Annotated in this window: 10 protein-coding genes; 8 read left to right on the top strand and 2 right to left on the bottom strand. The window is 41.4% G+C overall.

The annotated features are described in order from the left end of the window. The first annotated feature begins 231 nt into the window (after positions 1–231). Positions 232–1,572, top strand: coding sequence for a sigma 54-interacting transcriptional regulator (locus tag Q1Q15_RS12160; RefSeq protein ID WP_300460140.1), 1,341 nt, complete (start codon positions 232–234; stop codon positions 1,570–1,572). A gap of 45 nt (positions 1,573–1,617) precedes the next feature. On the opposite strand, the gene Q1Q15_RS12155 is transcribed toward Q1Q15_RS12160, so the two are convergent. Together Q1Q15_RS12155 and Q1Q15_RS12150 are read right to left on the bottom strand one after the other, a co-directional pair. Continuing rightward, complete coding sequence (locus tag Q1Q15_RS12155) at positions 1,618–4,134, bottom strand: HD domain-containing phosphohydrolase (RefSeq protein ID WP_300460138.1); 2,517 nt, start codon at positions 4,132–4,134, stop codon at positions 1,618–1,620. Next, positions 4,131–7,343 (bottom strand): PilZ domain-containing protein, encoded by a 3,213-nt coding sequence (locus tag Q1Q15_RS12150; RefSeq protein WP_300460136.1) that lies wholly within the window; start codon positions 7,341–7,343, stop codon positions 4,131–4,133. Before Q1Q15_RS12150 ends, Q1Q15_RS12155 begins: the two co-directional genes overlap by 4 nt. Positions 7,344–8,861: 1,518 nt before the next feature. On the opposite strand from Q1Q15_RS12150, the gene Q1Q15_RS12145 reads away from it, so the two are divergent. The 7 genes from Q1Q15_RS12145 to pglX form a co-directional block, all read left to right on the top strand. Beyond that, entirely contained in the window at positions 8,862–9,374 is a 513-nt protein-coding gene (locus Q1Q15_RS12145) for a BrxE family protein (protein ID WP_300460134.1), read from the top strand. Next, complete coding sequence (locus Q1Q15_RS12140) at positions 9,371–10,159, top strand: BrxA family protein (protein WP_300460133.1); 789 nt, start codon at positions 9,371–9,373, stop codon at positions 10,157–10,159. The genes Q1Q15_RS12145 and Q1Q15_RS12140 overlap by 4 nt, the downstream gene beginning before the upstream one ends. Next, positions 10,140–10,712 carry a BREX protein BrxB domain-containing protein gene (locus tag Q1Q15_RS12135; protein ID WP_300460132.1) on the top strand — a complete coding sequence of 191 codons (573 nt, stop codon included), beginning with the start codon at positions 10,140–10,142 and terminating at the stop codon, positions 10,710–10,712. The genes Q1Q15_RS12140 and Q1Q15_RS12135 overlap by 20 nt, the downstream gene beginning before the upstream one ends. A 26-nt stretch (positions 10,713–10,738) precedes the next feature. Beyond that, entirely contained in the window at positions 10,739–14,368 is a 3,630-nt protein-coding gene (gene brxC / locus Q1Q15_RS12130; RefSeq protein WP_300460131.1) for a BREX system P-loop protein BrxC, read from the top strand. Positions 14,369–14,381: 13 nt separating this feature from the next. After that, complete coding sequence (locus Q1Q15_RS12125) at positions 14,382–15,422, top strand: AAA family ATPase (RefSeq protein WP_300460129.1); 1,041 nt, start codon at positions 14,382–14,384, stop codon at positions 15,420–15,422. Beyond that, positions 15,419–15,901, top strand: a complete 483-nt coding sequence (locus Q1Q15_RS12120) for a hypothetical protein (protein WP_300460127.1) — start codon at positions 15,419–15,421, stop codon at positions 15,899–15,901. The genes Q1Q15_RS12125 and Q1Q15_RS12120 overlap by 4 nt, the downstream gene beginning before the upstream one ends. 29 nt (positions 15,902–15,930) lie before the next feature. After that, positions 15,931–19,068, top strand: a 3,138-nt coding sequence (gene pglX, locus Q1Q15_RS12115) for a BREX-1 system adenine-specific DNA-methyltransferase PglX (protein ID WP_300460125.1), incomplete at its 3' end; no start/stop codon positions are given.

The following is a 19,068-nucleotide window of genomic DNA, read 5'->3' as shown; positions in this document are numbered from 1 at the left end:
ATCAAATAATCTTAATTAAAGATCGATTTAAGCCAGACAGTTAAGAAACATTCTGCACCCATTTACGAAAAATAAAGGGAACAATATGTTCCCTTTATCACACAAACGCGCCGATCCCGGATGCAATAATTCACAAAATCCCCAGGATAAATTGACATTCCCCCCCGATTATTGGTAAAAAACATACGTATGACAGATCTTTTTCCTTATACCGAGTAAGGAGATATTTATATGCCGTTAGTAAAAGAACAACTTCAGGAACATTATCAGATTATTTTAGACAGCATTGCAGACGGGGTCTTTACGGTTAACCTGGATTTGTGCATTACCTCGTTCAACAAGGGATCGGAAAAGATCACCGGAATCCCGAGGGAAGCAGCCATCGGAAGACCCTGCTTTGAAATTTTAAAAGCCAGTATGTGTGAAACAAAATGCCTCATCCGGCAGACCATCCGGGAAAAAAGACCCATCGTCAACATGCCGGTCTATATCCTTCGCCCGGACAACAAGCGGATTCCCATCAGTGTCACAACCGCGCTGCTGAAAGATGCAAAAGGCAACATTATCGGCGGCGTGGAAACCTTCAGGGACCTGACCGTCGTCGATAACCTCAGGAAAGCGCTTCGCAGGCAGCACTCTTTTGATGATATCGTGAGCAAGAGCGGGAAGATGCTGGATCTTTTTTCAATGCTGCCGCAAATCGCTGAAAGCAACAGCACGGTCTTGATTACCGGGGCAAGTGGTACGGGAAAAGAACTTTTTGCCCGGGCCATCCATAATAACAGCCTGAAAAAAAAAGGTCCGTTTATCGCCATCAATTGCGGCGCCTTACCCGACACCCTTTGTGAAGCAGAATTGTTCGGATACAAGGCCGGTGCCTTTACCGATGCTAAAAAAGACAAATCCGGTCGATTTGCCCTGGCCCAGAACGGCACCATTTTCCTGGATGAAATCGGAGATATCTCAAAAGCCGTACAGATTAGACTTCTCCGTGTTCTGGAGAACAAGGCCTATGAACCCCTGGGGTCCACCAAAACGATCAAAACAAATGCCAGGGTAATTGCGGCAACGCATCAAAACCTTGAAACACTGGTTGAACAGGGCAACTTCAGGGAAGACCTGTACTTTCGCATTAATATCATTAAATTATCCCTGCCCTCCCTGGTGGACAGGAAAGAAGATATTCCGATTCTGGTGGACCACTTTATCGACCGGTTTAACCATTTAAACGGAAGAGAAATCATGGGGCTGTCCCAAAAGGCCCTGGCCGCATTGATGCTGTATGAGTGGCCGGGAAATGTTCGCGAACTTGAAAATGCCATAGAACACGCTTTTGTCATGTGCCGGGAGGACATCATCCACCTGCACAACCTGCCCGACCGCATTGTACCCAAAACAGATGCCATACTGGTCTCAACAGGATTGACCCTCCGGGAAATAGAAAAACACTCCATTCAGCGGGCGCTTCAACGGAATCAATGGAAGAAAATGGTAACGGCCCGGGAACTTGGCATTGACAAGAACACCCTGCGCCGCAAGATCACCCGGCTTGGCATTCCAGTGCCCGACTAGCAAGACGCGGTGAGCAACAGCACCGATCGTTTTTATCCGACAGGATCAGGCCAGTGCCGTCAGCCTGTCCGGGCTGATGTATTGTTGATACAATCTATCGGTATCATCCATAAACAAATCAAACAGCTCAGGATCAAAAGATTTTCCCCGCTCCTCATGCATGATACCAATGGCTTTTTCAAGGGGCATGGCCTTCCGGTAAGGCCGGTCCGAGGTGATGGCATCCCAGAAATCTGCAATAGTGGCAATCCTGGCTTCGATGGGGATGCCGGTTTTGCTGAGACCTTCCGGGTAGCCCGTGCCATTCCATTTCTCCTGGTGGGAATATGCGATGTTCACTGCAACCGGAGCGATCTCCAGTTTAGCCAGAAGATTTCTACCGATAACCGGATGCTCCTTTATATGCTCGAATTCTTCATCCGTGAGTTTGCCGGGTTTGTTGAGGACTTCGTCCCTGACGCCGATTTTGCCCACATCATGCACAATGGTCCCCAGGTAAATATCAGTTACACGGCCCTCAGGCAGCCCGGCCTTCAGGGCAAGGTCCCTGGCATATCCGGCAACCCGTTCAACATGACCCCCGGTATATTTGTCCTTTGATTCAATGACAGAGGCCAGCACCATGAGAAACACCTCGAGTTGGTCAGACCTTGCCTTTTCCCTTTCCAGCCGGTGAACACTGAGAACATTTTTAACCCTTGCCTGGAGTTCAAGGTGATGAAAGGGTTTGGTCAGAAAATCATCCGCACCGAGTTGAAGGGCTTTAATCCGGTCATTCTGTTCTGTAAGGGACGTGATGATAATAACCGGAAGGGTTGTGGTCTGTTCATTGGACCTGATTTTTTCAAGCAGGGAATATCCATCCATGATCGGCATCATGATGTCTGATATGACCAGGCCGGGCATGGTCTCCTGAATGGTCTGCCATGCGGCTTGGCCATTACCGGCAATGTACAGGGTATATCCCTTTAGGGCGGTGCTTAAAAAATCCTGGATTGCGCTGTTGTCCTCGGCAATGACAATGACACCCCTGGAGTTCTGGGGGTCAATCTTTTTGACGACTGTTTTGCCGGCCAAGGGATTTTCAGACGCCATAATTCTCACAATATCCGCAGTGTCAATTTTGGCAAGATCGTTTAACCGCCGGTCTTTCTGCCGCCTGTCGCCGGGCATGAGTTTCCGGGTACTTGCCCGGCGATCTTTCATCCGCCTTTCCATGACCGCATGCGGTTCATTGACTTCAAGGCCAAGGGGCAGTGAAATGGCAAAAACGGTTCCCTGGCCCGGGACACTTTCAACACTGACCTTACCGGACATCATCTCCACAGAATCTTTGACAATGGCAAGTCCAAGACCCGTGCCCTCGTAATTCCGGGTTCTGGAACCGTCTCCCTGCTGGAAGCGTTGAAATATTTTTTTTTGGACATCCGGGGGCATGCCGATACCCGTGTCCTTGACCTTTAAGATCATCCGGTCTTCCTTCTTTGACAGGATGACCTTTATTTCACCGGTCTCCGTGAATTTATAAGCATTCCGGATCAGGTTGTTCAAGATATCCTTTAATTTTTCCCTGTCAATAAAAATATGGCCGATATCCGGGCTGCCGAAAAAGTTCAGGTCAACGCCGCTTTGGTCCGTCAGTCCTTTGAAACTGGTGACGATTTGATCCACGTAGGCATTGATATCCTCTTTTGTCAAAACCAGTTTTGACATTCCCGCATCAAATTTGGATACTTTCAGCAGTTCGTTAATTTTTTCCGTGAGGCTCAGGGTCTGTATCCCGACTTTGTTGATGATTTCCATCAGATTTTTCGGTATTTCCCCGGATTCCCCGTTCAGCATAAAATCAGTCCATCCCCGGATCAGGGTCAGCGGGGTTCGCAATTCATGGGTCACATTGGCAATAAAATCCTTTTTGGTTTTATCCAGTTCTTTTAGATCCGCGTTGGCCTTTTCAATCTGGATTCTCAGCATAAATTCCTGACGGTGGGTCTTTCTTTTTTCAACATTGGCAAAGGCCATAAAGAAAAAACTCCACATCATGAAAAAAAATGGGGCCGCTGCAGCCATTAAATTCACCGAAGGTGGATACCCTATCATTAAATTGAGAGTAAAGTATGTTGCAATGGAAAAAAAACCGAATATTAGGCTGGAAATAAGATCCCATGGAAGAAAAAGTCCAGGGATAAAAATTAATAATACAATCCCGATATAATAATGACTAAAAAAACCATCTAAATAAATCGTCATAATGACGACACCCAAAACAGAGACATAGCTGCACCATAATGAAATCGGAAGTACTATTTTCTCTCCTATGGGAAGTTTGATCAATAACGCACCAATGAAAAAGTTAGCTCCGACCGCAAGACGAATATAAAGGAAAAAGAGTGCCTCATCCGGAATGGTTAACCAGTCAAGACCCCAAAAGCTTGGATAAAGAATCGTAGCTACCATAAACAAATAATACGTTCTGTAAATCAAAAGGCCTCTGTTTTCCTTCTCAAAACGAACTTTTAAGAGGGGAGATAACTCAGCTTTATTGATTTCTTTCTGTATCATAGTTTTTCTGCGCGAATAATGACTGCCGAAGGAGGATGGCCAAGAGATTCAATGGAATGAATTTTTAAAAACCCTGCTTTTTTAATTAAGTTAATTAATTCATCAGCTGAAAAGAAATGAAACCTGCCCTCGTCTTCCAGTTCGACCAACCTGGATAGAAATGCGGCAAATTCCCTTAGACTTTCCAGGAGTCGTTCACGCTCTTTTACATTTAAATCCTCACGCTTTGCAATCGCTTCTGCTTCATCGAAATAAAATTTCGAATTTTCGGCATTTGGCTTTAAACTTGAAAGAACCAATATGCCCTGCTTGTCCAGAATACGGTAAAATTCTTTAATGACGGATTCAGGCTCAAATAGATAAGGGATAACAAGAGAAGCGCCGATTCTGTCAAAGGAGTCGGAAGGGCAGTCGATTTGAGCCTTACGGGTGGCTTTGCCAAAGGTCAAATACCTGAAACAAAGATCTGCAGCAGTATTGCAATGTCCGCTGGATATCAAATCCCCAGGCAGTGTTTTGTCTTTAAGAAATCGGCTGGCCATTGACAATTCCAAAATTTCTTCTGCTTCACTTTCGTCCATTTCTGGAGACAATTCCATCACTTTTTTAACACTTACTTTTTCCCCATGAATGACATCATGAATTTTTTCATTGTAAGTATTCGCAAGTTTCCTTAATGTAGAGGCATTTAAACCTTCGATTCGGCCGTTTAATGCCTTAATGCCGTACTCTTTTCCTTCTAAAAATTCTTTCAGGCATAGAAGTCTGGCCGTTTCAAGATCCAGGGTTCGATAATTAATTTTAACAGTTTCAAAATTAATGATTGGAGAATTTTCAATGATCTTTTCCAGTTTCTTCTGTGTTTTTTCAACCGCGGCCGGAATCAGATCGTGGCATGACAATTCAAATTTTTTACCGGGATTGGAGAGCTTTTTGAGTATGACTGCTGAAAGATTGCCGGTTCCACATCCAACATCTGCAACCCTTAAGTCCGGTTTAATGTCGAGGAGTTCAACCTGTTTCTCTATAAATTCATTATAGTCAGGGGCATACAAAAGAACATCATACCCTTCTTTTTCACTGGAGGTTCCAAACAGATGATCCTCCCAGAATTTTTTCATATCACGGGTTTTATTTTTCCTGGTTCTTGCCCATTCTGCTTGATTTTGTCTTTCATACCTGACCAGGTCCGGTTCAATGGCCTGCACGGAAATGTTGAATAAATATTTTGATATGGATTCATAAATCAATTTGAAAAGCTCTATGGCTTCGGCGCCTGTTCTTGGATTGTGACCTGTAGCCAGTTCAATTATCTCTCGCTCTCCACCTCCGGGAGCGTTCATGATCTCTTTAACTCGACCTCGGGTGACCATATAATCATATGTTCCGATAATCCAGGTGATCGGGATTTTAATTTTTGACAGGTCATTCCGGGCATCTTCTAAAAATCCCATTTTATTTTTAATCGCATCAGGAATAGACTCACTCGGATCAAACAACCGACCATAAGCGAGAAAGGGCTCTATTTTCTCTCCACGAAGATAGGCGGCATAAAGATCAACACCAGCCAGAAGATTCTGTAACATATCCTGACCATCCGAACATCCAAAGGGGGCTACCCAGTAATCCACCGTGGGCGTATTCTGGTCTGCAATCACCCTGCGGGCTGGTATGGCGGAAAGAGAATATGAAATCATCACTCGCTTATCAGGGGTAAATCTTTTTTCCAAAAAAGAAAGCGTTCCCGACATGTCTGAAACCAAATTTGAATAATTCCATTTTAGATATGGATGTCCTTTGGCCGCCATCTCCGGGTCCACTTCACTTTCCCCAAGACAATGGGTCAGGTCAAATCTCAGGACAACTGCTGTTTTTCCATAGTGACGGAAATTATTCACCAGAGTCCGGGCAAGAAGGCCAAAGACCTCCTTACGTACGGGGAATGGAGGAGCGATCACCACGGCAACATCCACTGAAGGTGTATCCGCATGGAGATCAAAAGTGGCGTCTAATAAAGCAGCCACAGTTTCTCCTCTGGTATTTTTATACTGAACCACATAGGGGCGGTCCTGATGAAGGATTTTCCTACCAGCCACAGCCCCTTTCATTTTTTGAAATGCCAGAGAGGAAAATCTTTTCACAGAAGTGAAAACATTGGAGCGTAAGGATTTTTTGCTCACCAGATCAAAGGTATCCCGATTCCGTATTTTATCAAAATAATGAAGGCCCAGCAGCCAGTGTTTAGAATCAATATCCATTATTCTGCTGATGGTTGCCCCCTCAAAATGATCGGAACTGTCTGCTCTTTTTAGTTCAAAGTCGGGAAAGCGCATCCCCACTGTGTAGAGGCAATTTTTAGGAGCGAGAATAGAACACCCCCCCTCACTTTTTTCCACCACGGAAAATTTGAGTTGGGGACAAGCCAAATGAGGGGCGTCCAGCACCAGCTGTTCCTGTTCAGACAGAACCCGTCGACTCCACCGTCGATCATTCAGATATATTCGTTCCGGATAAAATAATTTCGGGCAATGCCCGGGGTCATGAATCAACCCTTCAAAAATGGCATGAAGGGGGCCATCAATGATGATGACATAAATCACCCTTGTCTTTGGATGAAGTTTTTTTTCCAAATCATTCAGAACAATTCCCTGCTCTGAAAAATCGATCTTCCCAGAAAACGGCTTTCCATTTTTTGAATCAAGAATCAGGCAATTTAATTTCTTTGTACGCGCTGTATCCAATCGCTCTTGAATGACCACCGGATCTGTTACCGGCAGCATATTGCCGGTCAAACTATTTTTTAAATTATTTTGGATGGATACAACCGTATCATCCAATTCTGCAAACCCGACATAATTTCTTATCCGGGAACGATCCCGGTAATGAAGTTCATTAAATTCAATTCCAAAGCCTGAACCTTGCGTCCGGGTAACGCGGCCGCCTATTTTTGCAGCGTTGCGTTTTCCGGAAGGCAAAAAAATTTTCAAATTGACAATGGAACCTATCGGAGGTACTTTCCCGTTCTTGATAAAGGCCCCGTCAAGGCTCAGATCAAATGCGTATGATTCTGTGTCGGGTAAAAATTTTGAACCCTCTGGAAAATGATCTAAAAATGAAACAGGTGCAATGGTTTTTCTTCGATAGGATTTCCGGAGTTCTTTTTCCTTACCAATCCAAGTCCCGGCCAGTAGTTTATTGTCATTTCGCATTCAGTAACACCTTCAGGTTTATAATCGTTGTACCATCCCTTTGACACCTGGTAAATTTTTACCCATTTATGCCGTCAACACCCTTCTTGTATTCAACTCTATTTAGGAAGTCAAGAAGTTGAGATAGATAATTGTCGTAAGATGTGATTTTTAAAGCAAAAGACGATATTGAGCAAATCCTGCACACCTTGATCTGGAAAGCGGATATTGTGGTACTGGCATCATGAGAATCACCCATAACCAACGGTTTTGAACGATTCCTCGGACGCGCCGCACACCGGGCATTTGACTCCTCGAACGTAAAAGGCAACTTGGTATTTCTGCACCGCCACCGGGCCAATTGGGATTGGTGAATTACCTTTGGTAGACGGTATAGAATGTCTAATCCTGATCGTGTCCCCTTCAAGTTCTTCTGCATATAACCGGTTTAAAGGTTCTGAAGCTGCCAGGGTGAATAAAAGGCATACAGACAACAAAATCAATTTTGTAAAATGCGGTTGGAATCTCATGTGGGCCCCCTTGGGCTATTTGCATGATAATATCAAATAAAAAGTCCCCTTTTGTTGATCAATTAGAGTCAATCCGTCTTTCTAACGGAATGGAGGGTCTTGCGGTGTGTAATCCGGAAAAAAACATCGCATACCCAGTTCAGGTCATGATGCCACTTCAACAAAAATCTGCCCAGGGTCAGGTCATGTGGGGTGAGCAACTTTTTTCGGGTTCGTTACCGATTCCCCCATTAATCAGGTGTGATTTTAGCTGCCGTGTTTTCTACTGTTTATTGTAGTCCGTTAAGTAGATATGTAAGCCAACAAACATATATATCAATGGAGAAACCACAACTTTTTCAGCATATTGAAAATCGATTGGCATAGATTGTCTGTTCAAAAAACCGAAAAAAATTAAATAGTGCCGGACTGTTTTTTCAAGGCTTGCGTGATATCGCCCTGGACAATTCAAAAGGGATAATCCGTCATAGCTGCGATCAAGCTCTCAATTTTTTACATTATCAGGATGACCGTCAGATTGATGGATGGAATTCCAACCAACCGCAAGATGCGGTATCAGGTTGCTGTTTAAAAAACCTCGGACTTTTAATAATAGTCCGCCCATTTATATACAGCCTCCCGAGATAAAAGGCAGAGACAAAGTCCTCAGTATTCAATGTTAAATGTTTTGATAAAAATCAAAGTTGTTTCACGTTTGAAGCATTAATATTCGAGTTATTTTTTTTGATTTTTTGGTCAGCTGTCAATCGGTATTCGTACTTGAAAATAATTCGTGGCCGCTGAGTAGTAATATAAATTTTCTGACATTTTGAGACTTTCTTCTTTTTGTTTATTAAAACAGTTAAAATTTTATGTTTTAAAATTATAACGCATATTGTAAGCAGGGAATGGAAAAATCTGTAATTAGCCAAGGAAATAACTGGTAATAGCAGACAAGTATGATATGACTAAATTTTGTTATATGATCAATAAACATGTTTGGGTTATCTGGTAAATTTGGAGTATTTGAATGAATAAGGATTTGATCACTGATATAGCTGCAATTCGTGTATGTGTTGGGTATTTAGGTGAAAAAGAAAATCATACATGGTGGCAAAGTTCATTTTTTTCAAATAGCAGTGAAGCATTTTTAAAACCGGTATTTAATAAAACTTTATTCTCTGCTCAATATTATGGTGTCAAGTCTGCAGCGACTATTGTCCATGACGATCATATTGGGGTTGGAAAGGATGTCTTTCATTTATTTCGATTACCTGAATGGTACGAGGTGGAAATACACAGTTTGTTGGGAGATCAGTACGCATTAAGCTTCTTAAGAGACCTGACATGCCATGAAGATGCCGCTCAGAGTTTCCTTTTAGAATATAACAACAAGAAAGTTATAGAAGATTTCGGACCAATTCGATTGGGGGGAGTGAAAGATATTCATGAAAAAACTGCGTGGAGAGCAATAGCAAGTCACTATTTTGAAGGATTTAAAAGTGGAAATAAGGCATTCCCTTATTTTTCAAAATTACAATGAAAGAAAAACGATTATATACAACACAATTGGCTGCTGGGTCTGCGGTTATTGATGAAACACGAATGCTCCTTGATTTGTGGCAGCCCGGGATGAAGACAGCAGACTTGTTACAAAAAGCATTAGATTCTGGGACCATAACCAATGTTACAGCAAGACGCTTAAGAAATCTTATAATGGAGTGCTATGCTCCAAGATATCTTGTAAATAAAGATTTCCCGGCGATTGTATTGAAACAATTGGTTCATAGTATTCCTTCAAATGTATTTAACCAGATGCTTTTTCTTTTCACAGCAAGAGCAAATCTAATCCTTTCCGATTTTGTGAAAATGGTCTATTGGCCCAAATATTGCGCCGGTCATGACACTCTCAGCAATGATGATGCGAATAATTTTATTACGCGCGCAAATCAGGAAGGTAGAACAGTTACGCAGTGGTCAGAAAGTACTATCAGCCGAAATTCAGGATATCTTACATCATGTTGTGCGGATTTCGGTTTATTGGAAACCGGTCGGAAACAGAAGAGACAGATTAAATCGTTTAGAATAGAAAAAATGGTGATTCTTTTTTTGATCTATGATCTTCACCTTTCCGGCTTGGGTGATAATGCCGTTATTTCCCATCCAGACTGGGAGCTATTTGGAATTGAGAAAGAAGATCTGCGTGAAGAAATGAAACGTCTTTCCTTAAAAGGTTTTTTTATGATTCAAACAGCAGGAGATGTTACGCGCATTGAATGGAAGTATCAATCATGGGAGGAATTGATAAATGTCATCCCTGAGTGCTGATTTTAAAGAGCTGATTGAACGGATAAAACATGGCCGTGAACTGGGCCACGCAAGCTTTGAACCCATTTTTTATTTGATCTTTCATCCGTCAAAAATTCTTGAGGTGAAGCGCCAAATGCCTGCCTGGACAGCAAGACTCGAAAATAGTGGGTGGGAAGTACACACTTTTTCAATTGCAGAGAATATTATAGATATTTTAGGAAAGGTGCCGTTAAGGAAAATTTGGTTAACAGCGGATGCTAAAGACCCAACAAATTGGGAGAAAACCAATCAGTCTCTTGCAAACGCTCTGAGCAATGGATCGTTACAAAATAGATTAGATCAAACACTGAGTGACCTGGAAAGTCATAATAATGCTATCTTACTGGTGACTGATTTAGAAGCGCTTCACCCATACATGAGAATCGGGGCAATTGAACGGAATCTTCAGGGAAAATTCAATTCTCCTACAGTTTTTTTCTATCCGGGAGAACGCACGGGGAAAACACGCCTCAAATTTCTTGGGTTTTATCCAGATGATGGTAATTATAGATCAGTCCATGTTGGTGGATAAATGATAAACGTAAATTAGGTATGAGAATGAATAAAATAGCACAACTATTTGATCCGGCCAAAGATATCCATCGGACTATTGAAAAAGTCATAACCTATGATAGATCTCAGGAGCAGAGGCTCAAAGCCGAAATATCAGAATACGTAGCAACTGATAGTATTGAAGACCAATTTGAAAGATTACTTTCCAGAATGCAAACCGCTATGGAACATGGCGGTGAAAATGAGGTGGGGGTATGGGTCTCCGGGTTTTATGGATCAGGGAAAAGTTCATTTACAAAATATTTGGGACTTTCTTTTGATGACCATGTGCAGATTGAAGGCATCCCATTTAAGAATCATTTACAGGATCGGTTTCATAAAGCTCAGACAAAAGCGCTTCTTTCAACGATAACAAAAAGGTATCCCGCAGCAGTCGTTTTACTGGATTTAGCAAGTGAAATGCTTGCTGGCGCAACAATGGAAGATGTTTCCACAGTCCTTTTTTATAAAGTGCTCCAGTTTGCCGGTTATTCACGCAATTTGAAAGTTGCAGCCCTTGAGCGGAAACTCCAAAAAGAGGGGCGGTATGACGAGTTTAAAGAAAAAATCAAAGAAAATTTAGGCACTGAGTGGTCTGAAATTCAAAATGATCCGCTGGTTGTGGATAGTATAATACCGGAGATTGCCCATCAGATATATCCGGATATATTTAGAACACCTAATTCATTCAGTACCTCTACAAGCGATTTTATCCCCTTTGAGAATGAACGCGTCAAAGAAATGTTACAAATCGTCCGAGATGCCACTGGAAAAGAGTATGTGATTTTTATTATTGATGAGGTGGGGCAATATATCGGATCTCGATCAAATCTTATTCTCAATCTTGATGGACTGGCAAAGAACTTAAAACAGATTGGTGATGGTAAAGTATGGATTATCAGTACAGCGCAGCAAACCCTTACGGAAGATGATCCGCGAGCGGCTCTAAATTCACCGCTGCTTTATAAATTAAAAGATCGTTTTCCAATCCAAATAGACTTGGAATCGAGAGATATAAAAGAAATCTGCTATAAAAGGTTATTGGGAAAATCCATAGACGGGATCAGCCAGTTGAAGTTGCTTTTTGAACAGAACGGTCAAAAACTTCGATATAATACAAAATTGCAGGATGCAAAGTTCTATGATTCTGATTTTAATCAAGAGACATTTATAAATTTATATCCGTTTTTACCAGCTCATTTTGATATTCTTCTTCATTTGTTGGGCGCACTCGCCAAATCAACGGGTGGGATAGGGCTTCGGTCCGCAATAAAAGTTGTCCAGGATATTCTTATCGAAAAAATGAATAACCAGTCGCCTGTTTCCGACCAGGAGATAGGGGCGTTAGTAACAACGGTTACGCTATATGACGCATTGGAAAAAGACATCAGAAGGGCATTTCCTTCAATTTATCAGTCCCTTGAAAAAACCTTGATACAATTTCATGAATTGAGTATGCATCAGAACGTTGGTAAGACAGTTGCTGTACTCCAGATTTTAGGGAATTTACCCGTATCCGTTCAAAACGTTGCTGGGCTCATGCACCCGAAAATCACTTCAGCATCTCTAAAAGAAGAGGTCGAGAAGACCGTAAATGAGATGATTAACAATTCTCTGGCTCCATTTGGAGAACAAGAGGGGAATCTATGTTTTTTTAGTGAAAAATTGAACGATATTGAGCAGGAACGCGCTCAGATTCCATTGAGGACTGTTGAAATTCGCCGGATCTACAATGAAGTCTTAAAAGAAACGTTTAATCCATTACCCTCTGCGCATTTACCTGGGAACCTGACTGTCAGGACCGGCATGAAATCAAGGCATGGTAATTTTATTACCAACCTTTCCGGAGAACGGGAGACAATTCAAACCATTGTCGAGCTATGTGAACCAAAAGATTTTGAGACAACCAAAACAAATGATGTGAGCGAATCAAGACTTCCTACCTATCGCTATACAATTTTTTTAATTGGGAAAAAAGAACCAGAAATAGAAGAGAAAATTGCAGAAATTTATCGATGTAAGGAAATTTGCAATAGATACAGAAATGAACCGGATCAAGAAGTAAAAGAGTATTGCTCAGCTCAAATGGATAGATCCGTAAAATTGAATAGTGAGTTGGCGCATACGATCAAGCGATGTCTTTCAAAAGGGGTTTTGATTTTTAAAGGTCAAGCCACTGCAGTAGACAATCTTGATAAAAATGTGGTGGATGCCTGCAAAAAAAATCTTTCAGATGTGGCAGGCCAGGTTTTTGATAGATATACAGAGGCGCCTTACAGGGCAGAAACCACACTCGCAGAAAAATTTTTAAAAACTGAAAATTTGACTGCCATAACCGCTAAAATAGATCCTTTGGGGCTGGTGCAGACACAGGGGGGAAAAGTATCCATCCAGACAGAACACAAAGCATTATTAAGCATCCGTGATTATATAGACCGGAATGGTACTATAGATGGAAAGCGTTTAGGTGAATATTTTACAGGTGCGCCTTTCGGATGGTCTCCTGATACGCTGCGGTATCTAATTGCCGCTTATTTAGTGGCGGGAGAAATAAAATTAAAAGTTTCCGGTAGAGAAGTAAAAGCCAATGGCCCCTTAGCGATTGATGCTCTGAAAAGTAATAATGCATTCAGGGCCGTGGGGGTATCGTTAAGAGAAAGCAGACCGTCAAATGAAATTTTAGTTAGAGCGGCAGATCGGTTGACAGACCTTATTGGAGAAGCGGTTTTCCCTCTTGAGCAAAAAATCAGTCAAACAGCAGCTAAACACCTTCCAAGGCTCCAGACAAAAGTTGCTCCATTGGGCGAAAAACTATATTCTTTGGGATTACCCGGCGTAGAACGAATGCGTTCTTTAAGAAAAGAAATTGCAGATGTAATGTTTACGGATGCTTCAGACGCACCGGAACGCTTGGGTGCAGAAGAATCAAACCTTTACGCGAGCTTGAAATGGGCCGGTAAAGTGGCTCAAATATTCAAGCAAGGCCTGGAAAAAACCATCAAAGAACTCCAGGTTTACCGTAAAGAGATCAAGGAAATGCCGGAATCAGGTGTCCCAGGTCAGCTTCAAGAGGATCTGATCGATGAGCTCTCTTTATTGGACAGCTTGTTTTCTGATGAAAGTTTCCATACCCGGGTTACTGAATTTAATTCGATTTTGACCGAGATTAAATCAAAGGTAAAACTTGCTGTTGAAAGAATGCAAGATGGTCAGAAAAAAATGATTCAAGAGACAAAAGAAGAATTCAGTCATATTCCGGAATGGTCTGAATTGTCCAGTGAAGAGCAATCAGGCGTCATCTCCAAGTTAGAAAATTTGGATTTTGAAGCAGATAAAACGATTTTAGGACTCAAACAGCTGATATCCCACGAATTTGATATCTATACAACCATACAGGAGTTGAGAAAAAGAATTGTTTTCATGGGCAAAGAGCGGGCTCAAAAAAGAGAGGAAAAACGCAGGGAACAAGCCAAGGGAGAAAATAAATTTTTAAAAACCCTTTCCATCCCGAACCGCATAGAATCCCTACAGGATTTGAATAACTTGTTAAAGAGATTAGAACAGATAAGAGCCGATTCGATAAAACACGATAAATTTGAAATAAATATAATTTTTGAACCGCCATCCAACGGATAAAAAGGTGAAGCAAATGATAAATTCCGTTTCTATAAAAAAATTTACAGCTTTTCAGGATATACAATTATCCTTTTCAAAAGGGATAAATGTTTTCGTCGGGGCAAACAGCACAGGCAAATCACATCTTCTCAAGCTTTTATACGCGGTTACAGCAGCGAATAAACTGATGGAGCAAAGCTTTAGTGGAGATCCAACTCGACGCATTACTGATAAATTGAATGGCGTATTTAAACCGGAAAACAAGGTTGGAAGACTTTGCAGGAATGATGCAGACAAGTCAACTATCAGGGTTGATTTGGAACCGGAGAGAGGGATTGAGTTTGCTATTGCCAGTGATATGGATCAAATTGTTGTAACAGACAATTTGTCCTATGAGAAGTATAGTTTGGCGCCGGTGTTCATTCCGCCTAAAGAAGTCTTAAGTATATTTGAAGGATTTTCAAGTCTTTACTTAAAAAGGGAAATCACTATTGATGAGACCTATTTCGACCTGAATCAGGCCCTTGAAACGCCTCTTCTAAAAGATCTTCCGGGGGAGAATATCCAACGAATCCTATCCATGATCAAAAGGACATGCGATGGTGAATTCTTACTCCAGAAAAATAAGAAGTTCTATTACAAACAGAATAAAGGGCGTCTTCTTGAAGTGGAATTGGCGGCAGAAGGGTTTAGAAAAATAGGTGTGTTACAGCGATTGTTACAGAATGGGCATGTGCTGCCCGGGGTGTCGGGACCGCTCTTATGGGATGAACCTGAGTCCAATTTGAACCCCTCAATTATGAAACAATTGGTAAAAATTTTGCTGGATCTTTCAAGAAACGGCCAGCAGATATTTTTAGCCACACACGATTACATTATTCTAAAATGGTTGGATCTGCTGGCAAATGAAAATGACGCTGTTCTCTTTCACTCATTGTTTAAAGATCAAACTGGAGAAATTAAGGTTAACTCTACTTCGGACTATCAAAGTATCCAACCCAATGCCATTGACGATACGTATGCAGACCTGATCGATAAAGATATTGAAAACTCCATGGGAGACCTTGGCAAATGAAAATGACGGTTGACGGATTTGATTTTGAATTTGAAGATGCCATTGATGTCTTTGTCTTTGATGAAAAAGATAAAAATCTACCCAATTACCACGGTCTCTCCCATGCCATGAAAGCCGTCGATCTGATCGTAGAACTTGAAAACGATTATCTGTTCATTGAGGTGAAAGACTTTAATGAACCAGATGATTATTTTGACGGAAATTATTTCAATCATTTAAGAGAGGTATTAAAGCAAAAATACAGGGATACTTTTTTATACCGATGGGCTGAAAACAAAATCAACAAACCGATTCGGTATCTTTGTCTGTTAACCCTGGATAATGCATTGACATCTCGTATGAACAAAGAAATTAAAAAACAGCTTCCGGTGGGCAGACCCATTTCCAGATGGGAGAAGGCGATAGCCCAAAGCAGTGTTGTTGTGAATATTGATCGGTGGAACCACAATTTCCCAAAATGGCCCGTCAACCGGTCATAAACTTTCTTTAGTTTGAGGCAGAACAGATTATGGCATTTGACCAGACAACACGAAACAGGCTCCAGAATTTTGTCACCGATGCACGAACACTGCTGGTAATTGAATTTACCCGGCAGTTACAGAACGATTACGGCATGGACCCGAATACCGGAACGATCAGTTCCATAGAGGAATTGACCCATCTGAACGATACCCAGATCCAGACCGCACGATTGTTAAGGGACACAAAAGAACACTATCAGGCTGCGAATCCCTCCTCAGATGGAAAACAAATTCTGGATCGCATTGTCAGGGAACAGGCATTTACCATCCTCAACCGGTTGTGTGCGCTTCGGATGGCTGAAACCCGTGGAATTCTGGTGGAATCCATAGGCAAAGCCCATAATTCTGAAGGATTTCAGCTTTATAAACACATAGCAGGCATATCATTGGGCGATATCGGGGATACCTATCAAACATATCTGTTCAGCCTTTTTGATGAGTTTGCTTATGATTTAGCGGTTTTGTTTGACCGATATTCGAACATGGGAAGATTATTTCCCAAAGGAACGGTTCTTTTAAATCTTCTGGACAAGATTAATGCACAGGACCTTGAACCTCTGTGGGCTGAAGATGAAACCATCGGGTGGATTTATCAGTATTTCAATTCCATCGAAGAAAGACGTCAGATGCGGGCGGAATCCCAGGCACCCAGAAACAGCCGGGAATTGGCTGTCAGAAACCAGTTTTTTACCCCCCGGTATGTGGTTGAATTTTTAACAGACAATACCCTGGGACGGATCTGGTATGAAATGACAAAGGGCAACACACAACTCAAAACCCAATGCCGGTATCTTGTACAACACCCCCATGAAATAATCCTGAAAAACGGAGAAACAGCACCGGAACCAGAAACGTCAGCCACAGACCTCAGTCAGGAAGAGCTGCTCAACCAGGTCGTTTATATCGAACATCGCCCCATTAAAGACCCCAGAGAAATCCTCATGCTTGATCCTGCCTGCGGGTCCATGCATTTTGGTTTATACGCATTTGATCTATTTGAAAATATTTACCAGGAAACCTGGGACCTTCAGTCATCAGATCAGTGGGAGGGATCAACGGATAAAAACGGAGAGTTGTTGATAGATCTTTATCCTTCAAAAGAAGAGTTGCTGCGGGACATCCCAAAGCTGATCATTGAAAACAATATCCACGGTATTGATATAGACCCCAGGGCCGTGCAAATAGCTGGTTTGTCTTTGTGGCTCAGGGCACAAAGGTCATGGAAAGAGCAGTCGATTAAACCGGAAGAACGATCACGGATTGTAAAATCCAATGTTGTCTGTGCCGAGCCCATGCCCGGGGATAAAGCGTTATTAAAATCCTTTTCAAAAGGTTTAAAACCTGCTGTTTTAGGACAACTGCTTGAAATTATTTTTGAGAAAATGGAATTGGCAGGGGAAGCCGGATCATTACTCAAGATTGAACGAGAGATTGAAACAACCCTTGAAGAAGCCAGGGAAGCATTTAATAAGGAACTTTTACTGCGGAATACAGAAACCGGTCATCTTCCTGGAATGGAGCCCAAAGAAAAACAACCTTCTTTATTTGATTTTGCCGATTTGCCCAGCAAAACCCAGTTTTGGGAGACTGCCGAAGATAGAATTCTGACAGCTCTTTACGAATATGCGGAACATGCAGAAGAGTCAGATGGAGGAAAACTTAGACTTTTTGCCCAGGATGCGGCCAAAGGTTTTGCATTTATAGATATTTGTAGAAAACAGTATGACGTGGTGTTGATGAATCCGCCGTTTGGATTAGGTTCTAAAAAGGCTGCAAAATATTTAGATATCCACTATAAAAACTCAGGCTCATCAGAAGTCTGCGCAAGTTTTTATTCAAGGGCCATTGAGGCTCTAAATGAAAACGGTTTTTTTGGAGCAATTTCGTCACGAACATTTTACTATTTACACTCTCTCAGCAATTGGAGATGTGTAGAGGGATTTGGGAAGTCAACCCTTTGTTACTGGATAGATCTTGGACAAGGTATTCTTGATGGCGCGATGAACGAAACAGCAGCATATATAGTTAAAAAAGGAAGAATAGAAAAGCATTTGTCTCGATTTGGCTTGTACCATAGAATCGTAAATAAAGAGACTGCAATTAAAGAATTTGTGGGTTGTGGAGATAACGTTTTTTTTCGGTTTCTTAGTGATTTTGAAATACTTTCAGATAAACCACTTTGCTATTGGGTAAGTAATTCGTTTGTTCAAAATTTAAAAAAAATGGTGCCATTTGGAGATGAAATTGCAGATGTGCAAATGGGGCTTGCTCCAAGAGATGAGTTTCGTTTTTCAAGACTATGGTGGGAAATAAATTTGGTTGATGTTGGCCAAAATTTAAAATGGGTTCCCTACGCAAAAGGAGGAGAACTTTCACCATACTATTCAGATATAGAACTATTGCTAAACTCAAAAGATGATATGGTTGAGATAAAGGCCGCATTAAATCATAAATATAAATATTTAAAAGGGAATCTGAGTTGGATTTTACATCCTGAAAATAGCTATTTTGAACAAGGATTAACGTTTGGTCAGCGAACTAGTTTCTTAAGAGCTTGTTCACTTCCCGCCGGAGGTTTTTTCAGCGTAGCGGGGAAAGCTATATTTGGTAAAATTATAAGTAATGAAGCCCTTTTACAGGCAATAAATACCCCTACAGTACAATATTTAACGTATTTAAGACGTGAACGAATGGATCTTGATCCACAATTTCAAGAGGGTGATGTTGCAAGGATGCCTTGGCCAACTATTCCAGAAGATGGAATAAAGTTATTTGAGGAATTAAGTTTAGAATCCACAAATGGAGTCCAATCAATTTCCTCATATGATGAGGCTGATCATCTGTTTGTTACCTATTCAGATGAGAAACAAGTTGTTATTGTAAAAGAAAACACAGAACAGCGAATTAAAAAAAATGAAAGAATTGCTGATAAATATTTATCGAAATTGCTAAGTTTAGATAAGGTGGATCAGGATTTTATAAAGAATGAAATATTACCTAACCCATCTTTTCGAAAAAATAGCCAGAAACTGCTATTTTTACTCATATTTTATGGCACCACAAAAAAATATTATAATAAAATCAGCAGATTACAAGTCAGACTTTCATTGCTGGTCAATGTAGTG

The sequence above is a fragment of the Desulfobacula sp. genome (assembly GCF_030145145.1).
Lineage (GTDB): Bacteria > Desulfobacterota > Desulfobacteria > Desulfobacterales > Desulfobacteraceae > Desulfobacula.
Note: the sequence above shows the minus strand (reverse complement) of the source record. Positions and strands in the feature narration are given on the sequence as shown.